7 protein-coding genes are annotated in these 12968 nt (G+C 35.3%); 5 read left to right on the top strand and 2 right to left on the bottom strand.

Features of this window, described 5'->3' with window-relative positions; all coding sequences use genetic code 11:
- Positions 1 to 20 precede the first annotated feature (20 nt).
- Both HCG49_RS00125 and HCG49_RS18495 read left to right on the top strand, forming a co-directional pair.
- Positions 21 to 2252, top strand: a complete 2232-nt coding sequence (locus HCG49_RS00125; RefSeq protein ID WP_168467545.1) for a TonB-dependent receptor — start codon at positions 21 to 23, stop codon at positions 2250 to 2252.
- 1645 nt (positions 2253 to 3897) lie between these two features.
- Complete coding sequence (locus HCG49_RS18495; RefSeq protein ID WP_240938598.1) at positions 3898 to 4050, top strand: hypothetical protein; 153 nt, start codon at positions 3898 to 3900, stop codon at positions 4048 to 4050.
- A gap of 2214 nt (positions 4051 to 6264) precedes the next feature.
- On the opposite strand, the gene recQ is transcribed toward HCG49_RS18495, so the two are convergent.
- Entirely contained in the window at positions 6265 to 8388 is a 2124-nt protein-coding gene (recQ, locus tag HCG49_RS00115; RefSeq protein WP_168467544.1) for a DNA helicase RecQ, read from the bottom strand.
- A 229-nt stretch (positions 8389 to 8617) separates the two neighbouring features.
- Between recQ and HCG49_RS00110 the strand changes: the two genes are divergently transcribed.
- The 3 genes from HCG49_RS00110 to HCG49_RS00100 all read left to right on the top strand — a co-directional run bounded on the left by HCG49_RS00110 (position 8618) and on the right by HCG49_RS00100 (position 11668).
- Complete coding sequence (locus HCG49_RS00110; RefSeq protein ID WP_205764315.1) at positions 8618 to 9697, top strand: metallophosphoesterase; 1080 nt, start codon at positions 8618 to 8620, stop codon at positions 9695 to 9697.
- A 204-nt stretch (positions 9698 to 9901) separates the two neighbouring features.
- The gene (locus HCG49_RS00105) at positions 9902 to 10681 is read left to right on the top strand and encodes a hypothetical protein (protein ID WP_168467543.1); all 780 of its coding nucleotides are present in this window, start codon (positions 9902 to 9904) and stop codon (positions 10679 to 10681) included.
- Positions 10682 to 11329: 648 nt separating this feature from the next.
- Positions 11330 to 11668, top strand: a complete 339-nt coding sequence (locus tag HCG49_RS00100) for a hypothetical protein (RefSeq protein WP_168467542.1) — start codon at positions 11330 to 11332, stop codon at positions 11666 to 11668.
- Between the two features lie 290 nt (positions 11669 to 11958).
- On the opposite strand, the gene HCG49_RS00095 is transcribed toward HCG49_RS00100, so the two are convergent.
- Positions 11959 to 12558 (bottom strand): DUF6642 family protein, encoded by a 600-nt coding sequence (locus HCG49_RS00095; RefSeq protein WP_168467541.1) that lies wholly within the window; start codon positions 12556 to 12558, stop codon positions 11959 to 11961.
- Positions 12559 to 12968 lie beyond the last annotated feature (410 nt).

The following is a 12968-nucleotide window of genomic DNA, read 5'->3' as shown; positions in this document are numbered from 1 at the left end:
TTATTTTAATATTAAAACGAATGATAAAAAATATAATCAGCTTAATGGCCATCTTTCTTTTTGGCTCTTTAAGCGCACATACGATAAGGGGAGTCGTTATTAATGAAGACCACGAACCGCTGAGCGGAGTAGGGGTTTATAATAAAAATACTGGAGGGTATACCTATTCCAATAATTCTGGAGGTTTTGTTTTGCCTAATGTCTCGGTAGCCGATGAAGTTTATTTTTATAGCCTTGGATTTAAAAACAAGGAAATAATCGTCTCTCAAGATCAACTTAATACAAGTCTTAGGGTGGTACTAACAGAGTCCGCTGTCTCCTTAGATCAGGTGGTCCTGGTTTCTAAGGTCAACGCTTTGAGCAGTTTTGTAAATGTAGATGTAAAATCTGATCCCGTAAAATCGTCCCAAGAAATCCTTAGAAAGGTGCCTGGCCTGTTCATTGGTCAGCATGCTGGAGGGGGAAAGGCAGAGCAGATTTTTCTGAGAGGTTTCGATATAGACCATGGAACGGATGTTGCCATTAATGTAGATGGTTTACCCGTAAATATGGTGTCACATGCACACGGCCAGGGATATGCCGATATGCATTTTATAATTCCAGAAACTATAGATAATATAGATTTCGGAAAAGGCCCGTACTATGCGGATAAGGGGAATTTAAATACGGCAGGTTATGTAGGGTTTACAACTAAAAAGGCCTTAGATAACAATTTGATCTCTATGGAAGTAGGGCAGAACAACTTATTGCGTGGATTGAGTATGCTTAAGTTGTTGGAAAGTAGTAATGACAACGCTTATATCGCTAGTGAGTATATGATCTCTGACGGAGTTTTTCAATCGCCACAAAATTTTAATAGAATAAATGTAATGGGCCGTTATAACCATAGAAATGGAGAAGGGAACGAGATAAATGTGACGGCTTCGCATTTCCAAAGTAAATGGGATGCGTCGGGGCAGGTTCCGCAGCGCGCAGTAGATAATGGCAGTATTGGTAGGTTTGGTGCTATCGATGATACCGAAGGGGGAAATACTAGCAGATCTAATATTCTGGTAAATCATGAAAGACTTTTTGATGGCCATTCTAAAATAGCAACGAAAGTTTTTCTTACCAAATATGATTTTGAATTGTATTCTAATTTTACTTTTTTCCAAGAGGATCCGGTGAATGGAGATCAGATTAGGCAAAAGGAAGACAGGACTATGATTGGTGCAGAAAGTGTGTATGACAAAACCTTTCATATAGATCGTAATAACTCTCAGTTTCAATTCAATACCGGCCTTGGTTTTAGATATGACGATATCAACGAGGTAGAGCTGTCACATACCCTAAACAGGCAAACGATCCTAGGTCGATTGGCCTTCGGAAATATAGACGAATTAAATGTATATGGGTTTATGAACGCTAATTATAAGGTAAATAACTGGACCATTAATCCCGGGGTGCGTATAGATTATTTTAAGTTCGATTACGAAAACCTACTTTCTCCTGTCTATGATAATAAAAGTGAGAACAAGGTTCTAGTGAGTCCTAAATTAAACACTGTTTACAAGATGTCTCCTAGCTTGCAATTGTTTGCTAAAACCGGAATTGGTTTTCATTCTAATGATACCAGGGTTGTTGTAGCCAATAAAGGCGAAAAAATATTGCCATTGGCTATTGGGGCAGATATAGGGGCTATTTATAAGCCTATGAATAGGTTGGTTTTGAATATGGCCTTATGGAATCTTTACCTACAGCAAGAGTTTGTGTATGTTGGAGATGAGGCAATTGTGGAGCCTAGCGGAAAATCTAAACGTTACGGAGTAGACTTTGGAGCGCGTTACCAGATTACCGATTGGTTGTATGCTTATGCAGATGTGAATTATACCTATGCCAGAAGTTCGGAAGAACCCAAAGGCGAAGATTACATTCCTTTGGCGCCAGACCTTACCTCTTCGGGAGGGTTGACTTTTAAAGGGGTAAAGAATTTTTCTGGAGGTATTAACTATCGTTTTATAAAGGACAGACCAGCTAACGAAGATAACTCTATAGTAGCTCAAGGGTATTTCGTGTCAGATGTTAACCTGAACTATACACTTAAAAATTGGAGTTTTGGCTTGATTATCGATAACGTTTTTGATACTAAATGGAAGGAAGCTCAGTTTGCCTCGAGTAGTAGGTTGCAAAATGAAGCAACTCCTGTCGAAGAAATTCATTTTACACCTGGGTCACCTTTTTTTGCCCGTGCAAAAGTATCTGTTCGATTTTAAGAAGATACTACGTTAACCATTAAAACCCGGCATTTTAAATTGTCGGGTTTTTTGATCGCGCTATTTTTTAAAATCAGTAAACCATCCCGGATCTATGTTTTTCCAAGGAGTATAAAACCGTTAGTAAATTCTATTTTACATAATGTGTTGGCCGGTCAAAAAATAGAGCCCACCAGGGGAGAGGTGGTTTATGGATTAGGTGGAAAATAAAAGATCCTAAAATTTTACAGATGCTGATAAATCGCGTATTTCAAAATTTTTGAGCTGCAGTACGGAATATGAAAGTTTTGAAAAACCTTGTATTGGAAGATACCATGGTGGAAACTTGCTTTTATAAAAATGGAGCTCAAAAGAGCAAATGATGTTTTAAAACAAGAAGAGTAGCTTTTTTACTTATATTTCTTTTGGGCCTTAAATGTATACTATTTTGGGCGTTCCCTCCTTCGTCGGGCGGGCCCTTGTCTATATCCCTTGCGCTGCTGCGGGGATGCCGCCGCGGTCCCTAACGCAAAGCTGCTTAGCCTTAATACAATTGGATTGTCGAGTCCAAAATATGGAAAACACAATAGGTTTACATAGAACTGTATTTTGTGTTCTGTTTTACATAATGTAAATGCGGAATGCAAAGGCACCCAGTAGGGAAGGAGGTTTTTATGGGAGAGAAAAAATTCAAAACGGCTATAAATAAGAGTTCCTCATAAATCGCGTATTTCAAAATTTCTTGCCAATGATACGGAATATGAAAGTTATGGAAAACGATGATTTTTTAGAAAAGCACCGTAATTTGACCTTTGTTATTTTTTACCTGGAGCTAATAAGATCCTTAGTAAGATGCTAGCTGAATAAAACGGCCAACGATCTCCTAGAAAAGGATTTCTTGACTACAGGGTTTGACTTAATAGTAGATCACCCATTCTACAACTTTTTCTATTTTACATAATGTTAAGGGCGTTTCAAAAATCACCCCAGTAGGGAAGAGGGTGGTCTAAGGGCAAGGTGAAACCCTAAATAATAGCCTTCTCATAAATCGCGTATTCCAAAATTTATAGGCAAGAATACCAAATACTAAAATGAGTTTTCTTTCAATTTTCAGTCTTTTAGGATGCTATCAAAGCAAGATTTGCAGCGCCAACCTGTATTATTGTTTATACCAAGATAACAAACTGATACCATAATTTCAGTGATAAAATCTATTGATAAAAATAAGCAGCATACCCCAAGAAGTTAATCTGGGAGGAAACAATATTTGTATATTTAAGTGATAATCACCGGGAATTTGATTGGAAAAACCAAGCATTAAATTTTTTGAAGTGAAACAAATATTTAAACCTAAGTATTTATATCTAAGAGCTGTAAATGGAGTAAAACGACCTAAGCCTATTTAAGTGTGGGATATAAAAACCGGTTTATGAAGATAAGATATAAAAAACGGTATCAGAATGGTAATCTGATTTTTGGTCTAGTATGGCTTGTTTGATTTTTTCTTTTTAACCATTCTATAGAAGGGAAGAATTGGGCCGATTATGGATGGCTAGTTATTTCCTTTATGTATTTATCAGTTTACTTTTATCAAAGACAACACAAATATCTGACAATAGAAAAGGGAATATTAAAAGCAAATAGTCCCTTTGGAAAGGAAATTTATTTGACTGATATTAATCAAACTAGGAAGTTTTCGGGAGATTACATCTTAAAAACGGAGAAAAAAGAATTGACCATCAATACTCAAATTATTGATCCTATTTCTCTTGCCAAATTAACTTATGAGTTAGAGAAATTAGATGTAGAATGGAAGTAAACTCGGAGAAATCCTTCAATCTCTTTCTGTTTTACATAATGTTAAGGGCGTTTCAAAAATCATTCCCAGTAGGGAAGAGAGTGGTTTAAGGGCAAGGTGAAACCCTCAAATAATAGCCTTCTCATAAATCGCGTATTCCAAAATTTCCTAGCAATGATACGGGATATTAAAAATATGAATCCTAATGAACACTTTGGAAAAGCTTAATAGCTCCAGAATAAAATGAAGGTTTTCTAACTCTTGGAGCAGTCGTTTAAATAACCTCTTTAATCAGGGAATTTCAAATTTATAAGAATTAGAATTCTATGGTTCAATCCAAGAACTTCTATTCCCACTATCGTTATAACCCAAGTCTTCTCATAAATCGCGTATTTGAAAATTTGCGGACAATGATACGGAATATGAAAGTTATGGAAAACGATGATTTTTTAGAAAAGCACCCTAATTTGACCTTTGTTATTTTTTACCTGGAGCTAATGAGATCCGAAGTAAGATGCTAATTGAAAGCATAGGACCAACGATTCCCTAAAAAAGAATTTCCAGACTACAGGGTTTGACTTAATTGCCGATCCCCCATTCTACAATTTTTTTCTATTTTACATAATGGTAAGGGCGTTTCAGAAATCACACCCAATAGGGAAGTGGGTGTTTTAAGGGCAAGGTGAAACCCCAAAAAGGAGCTTTTTCATAAATCGCGTATTCCAAAATTTCCTAGCAATGATACGGGATATTAAAAATATGAATCCTATAAAAAGCTTAAAAGCTCCAGTATAAAATGAAGATTTTCTAATTTTGGGACCTGGTATCTAAACGATATCTATAACAGGGAATCTAAAATTTATAAGAATTAGAATTCTTTGGTTTAATCCAAGAATTCTATTCCCTCTATCACTATGAATCATGCCTTCTCATAAATCGCGTATTTCAGAATTTCTGACTATCTGTAAGGAATAGCAAAGTTATAAGAAACATGGCTAGGGATTAATGTAGGGCGTCTACATTCCATTTCGGCTTCCGGCAAGATATTTTTCCAGAGCTGTTCGTGACCGAACGAGATTTTCTTACAGGGAAAAGCCGAATCCTGAGAAAGTTTTTTTTTATGATGCACCTACATATTACAGAGCTTTTAGTTTAGCTAATAAGTATGAATTCCTTTTTCAACAACCTTATAATTACCATAGATTCGTTTGAAATCTGGTCCCCCCTAGGGATACATAATCTATAAGACCGGTAATGATAATTATATAAGGTCTTCAATTTAAAAAGTAATAAAAAAGGTTTAGAGTGAAATATTACTTATAGGGTGCATATTAGAGAATAAGAAATTTTTAAGTAAAAAACATTCTTTATTCTATTTTACATAATGTAAATGGCGTTCAAATTTTCCGCCCCAAGAGGGGAGCGTCCTATAAGCTTTAGGTTAAAGGCATAAAATTTCATACTAGACATAGTATCTTATAGTTCTCGTATTTAAAATTAACCAACTACTTGTTCGGAATATGAAAAACATCAAGTAGCTGATTTTGGGCGAAATGTTATAATTATGAGCACCTTATAGGTTAGCACTACTTACGCATTGCTACCAACAAGCTTTCTTTGTCCGGTTCTTAAGCGAATATTAAAATAGGCTCGAATTTCCTTGATATGAAATAAAATTAAAGCACTACTCTATTAGGAAATAAAGAATAAAAAAGCATTATAGTCCCTACTCTTAGAAGCGATACAGTTTAATAGGTATTCTATTTTACATAATGTATAGCGCTTTTCAAAATCCATTCCTAATAGGGTAGAAGCCATCTAAGACAAAGGTCGAATCACTTAATAAACGAACATAAGGACTAATATTATCGGTTTAAAAGTGTTTTGATTAACATACTTAAGGCGCATGCAGAATGTAGATGTTTCGAAAAACAACTATAAAGATGTGGTTCAAAAATTCTCCATCAATAAACAAAGGTTTCAAAGGCTACAGAAGACCAGTGTTTACATAGGGTATGTTTTTATGATCATACTAATTCCGGTTACTTCTAAGCTTATGAACGGAGAAGATATTTTTAGCCAACCATTTAAGCCATTCTGGTATTGGTTTTTGCCTCTTGCCTTTATTTTTTATTATCTGTTTAGTAAAAAGGTGTTAAAATGCTATACTTCCAACATAAACCGGGCAAATAGACTATTAAATGATCTGGAACGATAGTAGCTCCAATATATGCACTACAAATTTTCTTTTTCAATAACACTAAGGGCTAGTCTTATCGTAGAATACTCCATTTTTTCTTCAAAATACTCAAAATAGGGCTTTAGGGTTTCCGGACTTTTTAAAGCCTTTTTGGCCTTCACCACCTGAGATACAGATTTTTTATCGACATATTTGTAGATATCAATATCTTTGCCATCGACATATAATTTAGCCAAATGGGAAAATATAGTCGTTGGTTTTAGCTTTCTTATTTTGGCTATTTCCTCAATACTATTTCCTTTTTTGTAGAGCTCATAAGTGTCGTTAAAGGTATGGGAACCACGCTTTTTCTTTGCCTTTTTTTCATCTTGGAAAGCTTTTATTTCCTGAATAAACAAATCCCCGTACACTTCCATCTTGCGTTGCCCAACGCCACTTATCTGGATAAATTCTTCTTCGCTGCTCGGCCTTTCTGCTTCCAGTTCTTTAAGGGTAGCATCGTTAAATACTAGATAAGCAGGTATGTTTTCATCCATCGATATCTGGTACCTCAATTTTCGCAGTCGTTCAAACAAAGAATTCTCACCAATAGGTTTTGCTTTGCGTTCTTTTTCTACTACAATCTTTTCTTCATTTTTCAACGGTTTGCTCATTAGAACTTTAGTATTTCCAAATAAGACTTCTTTGGAAAAAGCGGTGAGCCTCAAAACGTTGTTTTTATGAAATGCAATTTCACAATATCCTTGGTTTATAAGTTGAATGACATAATGCTGCCAATCGTTCCAAGAAATATCCTTTCCAATGCCGAAGGTTTTTATCGTTTGATGATAGTTCTTTTCCAGTACCCCGGCATTGTGGGCGCCTCTTAAGACATCGATAATGACTCCTATAGGTTCTACTTCTTTTATTCTTACAATAGTGGATAAGATTTTTTGTGCTATAACAGTTCCGTCAAAAAACTGCGGTGGATTTTTGCATACATCGCAGTTTCCGCAGTCTTTCTTTAAAAACTCCCCGAAGTAGCTCAACAATATCTTTCTTCTGCAGGTAGGGGCTTCCGAAAATTGCTTCATACGGTCTAGCTTGGCTATTTGCACTTCTTCATTGGCCGAACCTTCTGCGAATTTACGCAGCTGCATTACATCGCCATAACTATGGAAAAGTAAGGCCCTGGCCTTGAGTCCATCTCTTCCTGCCCGCCCAATTTCCTGGTAATAACCTTCTATATTCTTAGGCATATTATAATGTATGACCCAGCGAACATTAGACTTGTCTATTCCCATTCCAAAGGCTACGGTAGCGCATACAATTTGTGTTTTGTCAAAAATGAAATCTTCCTGCACCTTAGTTCTACTCTCAAAATCGAGTCCAGCATGATAAGCCGTCGCCTTAATCCCTTTAAGGCGCAGTTTATCTACTAGGTTTTCGGTAGATTTCCGACTTAAACAGTAGATAATGCCGGACTCATTGGGCCTGCGGGCAATAAATTTTAAGATTTGTCCCACCCTGTCATGGGCTGGACGTACTTCTAAGGAAATATTCTTTCTATCGAAGGAGGTTAAAAATTGCTTGGCATTTGGAATTTGTAATTGATTTACAATATCTTGTCTAGTAGCCTTGTCCGCAGTTGCGGTCAACGCTATAATAGGAGTGCTTGGCAGTGTTTTCTTTATAAACCCAAGTTGTTGATACGAGGGCCTAAAATCGTGTCCCCATGATGAAATACAATGAGCTTCATCAACCGCGATACAACTCACATACTGTTCTTTTAATACATTGGTCAATCCTGCCAAACTTTCAGGTGCTACATACAATAGTTTTAACGAACCTTTTACGGTTTGATCTATAATATACTCTTGCTCCTCTCCAGACTGGCTACTATTAAAATAGGCAGCCGGAATACCGTTCGCCTTTAAGCCGTCAACCTGGTCCTTCATAAGAGCAATAAGGGGCGAAAGCACTATGGTAACCCCATCAAAAAGAAGGGCAGGTAATTGAAAACAGATCGATTTTCCGCCGCCGGTAGGCATAATTACTAAATTGTCTTGCTTATCAAGAACCGATGTAATAATGGCTTCTTGTTGATTTCTGAAACTATCGTATCCAAAATATTTCTTAAGTACGGGAAGCAATTTACTGGTAGAATCGGTCAATGACATTTTTATTTGTTTAGAAATCGGAAAGCTGCAAAATTAAAGATTTAAATCCCTTAAAGGAACATTCCTGCTGGTATTTTACTATAAATATGAGGGTACAATGCAATAATTTCTCTTCTTGGTTTTTCTGTTAAAAAACATTTAAGAGTTGCCATCTTTAAAGATATGGAGCGTATTAAAAATAGTATTTTAGTAGGACAATATGGTATAGAATTAATTTAAAAATATTAAAATGAGAATAAACCTGCGAAATATAATATCTTTTGTCACACTGCTGTTTCTTCTACAAACCATCACTGGGCAAGAAATCTATGATCCACCAAAACTATCCCATCCAGATTCTTGGTCCGTAATTTTGATTCCTGACACCCAAACATATGCCAAATTTAAGAGAAATCAAGGTATTTTGGAATTAATGACAGGCTGGGTTCGTGAAAATATAGAGCCTCTAAATATTAAAATGGTCTTATGTACCGGGGATTTAGTAGAGCAAAATGAATTGTTGGTGCCCGATCACATTAATGGCAATGAGCCTAGTAGGAATCAATGGCAGGCCGTATCTAGAGCCTTTGAAAAATTAGATGGCCATGTGCCTTATATTTTAGCCGCTGGAAACCACGATTTTGGTTATAAAAACATAGAAAACAGGTCCTCTAATTATAATGACTATTTTCCGGCACATCGGAATATATTGAATCAAAATGGACTACGCGCTGCGGCCTATAACGTACATGGGAAACCCACTCTTGAGAATGCTACTATTGAACTTACATCGCCACAGCAAAGAAAGTTTTTATTCATGAACCTTGAATTTGCCCCACGGGATACTATTTTGGACTGGGCAATAAATGAGGTTGATAAAAATCGTTACAAAGATCATACGGTAGTAGTTCTTACACATTCCTATTTAAATGCAAAAAACGAGCATATTACATCAGAGAACTATCCTATTACGGACGGTAATTACGGAAAGGCTATTTGGGATAAATTGGTAGCTCCTTCTAAAAACATTCAAATGGTGATCTCTGGCCATATTGGTGCTCCAGATAATTTTAAAGCACATACGGCATTTAAAACAGATATAAATACGGGTGGTAAAAAAGTAAGTCAGCTTACCTTTAATGCACAGGCAATGGGTGGAGGATGGCATGGGAATGGCGGTGACGGATGGCTGCGGATATTGGAGTTTTTACCGGATGAAAAAACAGTTAGGGTTATTACTTTTTCTCCTTATTTTGCCCTATCACCCGTAATTAATAACATGGCTTATAAACGGGAACCCTATCAGGATTTTAGTTTTGTATTAGATTGAAAGACTTAAATAAGAGATCTTATTGACTAATTTAAAGCTGTTTTAAATCGTATTCAGGAAGATTTTTGATAAAAAAACCGCCATATACGTAGGAATAATATTGTAAAATCACGTGTTTGGTCGAATTTCTGTCGTTATTTTAGTTGCAATTGAAATACATATCTAAATTTGCACGTTTCTATAACATTCTAAAGTAGAATAATTATGAGGAATTATAAGGTGTTATTTTTAATTTTTGGGATCATTTTATTTGTCGGATGTAGCCAGGATGCATTAAATCAATTAAATGAAAACAGTTTAAGCAAGGATCAAGTAAAGGCTCAAATGGAGATCAATAATGCCTTTGAAGGCTTCGATGAGCTCTTACCACAATTAATGCCAGATAAAACAGGATCAACTAATAAAAACATTCATGATTGCGCTATTTTTGGTTATTCCGAAGAAAATATTTCCATTACTTATGACCAATGCGAGGTAAAAGGCAATCTACTGGACGGCACCCTTATTTTTTCAGGATACAACGGTGATATGGCGGGGGATAAGGGAGTCCTCACCATCACTTTTAGCTCATTTGCTTTCAATGGGTATTTATTGGAAGGCACAAAAGACATTACATTTGATTCTTCTATAGAGAACGAACTAGTGTATAATATCAGTACCGATGTGACGATGACACATCCTAACAACGCAAAAACGATCCATACAGGCACTAAGGAACTAACCTGGCATTTGGGCAATTTTAATGGAGAGGGGCCAGATTTTTCTTGTACAGGGACATGGGACATTGTATTAAAGGATACTACCTTTAATTTCGAAATAAAATCACCTCTCTCAGGAAAAATAGGATGTCCTTATATCACTTCTGGGGTTCTTTCCTTAGAGATGAATGGCTTAACCGCTAAGCTCGACTTTGGTGATGGGGCTTGCGATCAAAAGGGAATGGTAATTTTTCCGAACGGAAAAAGCGAGGAATATTCTTGGTAAAACAATTCTTACGATACTATTATTTAAAATCCCTTGACAGCACGTCAGGGGATTTTTTTTTGTGATTAGACGTTATAAATACCACCGATACTCAAAGCGTTCGCATTCAGCTTTTATATATATATCTATCATAAGTAAAACATTGGTATTTAAATAACAACATCTAGTAATACCCCCCACAATAATCTCTTGCTTTTATAGTTGTAGTGCTTCAATTTTGTGATTAATGGATAAATATTCCAGATACTGTTCTTTTATCGATTTTTCTGGACTACTGCTAGAATTATTTAACAGACAGCGTTAATATTGTTTAAATTAAGATTCTGTACCACCAATAAATAATCATTAAGAAATACTTTTTTCTTGTTTAAGGCCAGTTATAGGATGTAAGGCATTAAACTATTATAATTGCTATAAGTAGTCGTAAACTTACTAAAATACAGTTATTTACAGTATAAGGATCTAAAAATAAACCTTAATACTCTCAAAAAAGGAGGGCAGGAGAAGTAAATAAAAAGCAGTTGATTCGTATGAAAAATAATTTTTAAGAAATTGTTACCCTTTATTGTATGTAAGATTTTTCGAGGATAATGTGCTATCTTTAGCTAAAATTCCCCGTTAGTTAATTTATGTTAAAACTTATTCAGTATGGAATTAACCTATAGAAATTTTTGGAAAACAAACGGTGTAATACCCAGTAGCATGGAATGCTTAATCAAACTCCGGCGAAATTATACCGACTTACTTCAAATAGAACAAAAAATCTGCTCTTATACGTTTGAACCCAATACTTACGTAATGTTTTTAAAATCCGAGTCTATTAAAAAAAGAGTAAGACTACTGATCAAAAATAATCAGGACTTAGTGGAATTAATTAAAGGTGAGGGAGAATTAGAAGAATATTTGACTTCAAAAGTAACTAAGCAACTCGAGGCACTCTTAGATATGCATCAAACTCTTTCTGAGTATGAATCCCATGTAAAATAGGTAAAAAACAGGTTTAAACTATTCCTATTTTACATAATATAAATTATAGAACATATGCATGATGTGCAGTTTCCGTATAGTTGTGCTATTAATGGTTTTCCTTTTGTTAACTATAATCCGATTATTCAAAATATCCCGAAACATTTTATTATTGAAGCGAATTATGACCCGCTAATAAACAATTTTCTTAGCGGCGTCTGGGGACCATGTTTTAATTAGTATTTTTAATTAGCCGCTTGCCATGTTAAAGGTAAAAACTAAGCTTTTAAAATGGCAGTCGCAATATGGGTTTAATAATACAACCTAAAATCAAGTAATTTGCAGACATTGTAATGTCTTTGATGCAATTCTTCTACAACATCTAGCATATTATCGTCTTCTTTAAATAAGTTAAAGAATGCTCTATCAAGATTTGAGCTGCTGATTCCATTAAACTCATTTCCATAGCCAGAAACACCTTTTGCGCCAGTGATATCTAAAAAATATTGTGCTTCTTCTTCGTCTAAATCCAGAATTTTTGCATTTGAAAAATGTAAAATCTTCCCTTTTAACTTTCCTTCAAAAATTTCTGCAATTTCTTGTAAACTATAGTAATAGTCATTTAAACAAATACTATTTGCTTCCCCTGGTATAACCAAGTAGATAATTTCATAGTCTTTAAAATTATGATCATCCAATACCAGTGCATTTAAACTATCTTCTAGTCCTTCAATGGTATCGCATGTTTTATAGATACTGGCTATTCCATAATTCAAGGCCAATTGTTGCAAGTTTTCTTGTGCTTCGGTAACCGTATCCGTTTCTATTTCAGGAACCGCTTCTAAACAATAAATGAAATAATCTGCATCTATAAATTGTTCTTGGGGTAATTGTTGTCTTTTCTCTAACAAGTTTCTGAATTTAAATAAAGTATATTAATTACAAAATTAATATAACTCTGCTATTCTTTTCAGCGTTTTTATATAAAATACCATTCCACATACATTTATTCATGCCTTGTCATTCATTAATAATATGAATTAAAAGAGTACTGTGCTATTTGATATAACAACGAACAGGCTACGGTAGAACTCTTGAGTATTTTTACACTTCTCTACAAAAAAGTCGGGGGTCGAAAGTTTTAGACGTTACTATGGTAGCTAGTCCCTAAAAATCATACTTCCCATAAGTTCAATATTCCGCCCTAAGGGCCATAAATTTTCAAATACGCGATTCTCAGGAAGCCAGTTGTAAACGAAATTTTAAACTTTTCTGCGGGCCTATAGACATGCCCTCTACCCTGTGCGCTATTTTTTTTAAC

Source organism: Arenibacter sp. 6A1, from assembly GCF_012272855.1.
Lineage (GTDB): Bacteria > Bacteroidota > Bacteroidia > Flavobacteriales > Flavobacteriaceae > Arenibacter.
The sequence above is the reverse complement of the archived record's forward strand: the minus strand, read 5'-3'. Positions and strand labels throughout refer to the sequence as shown.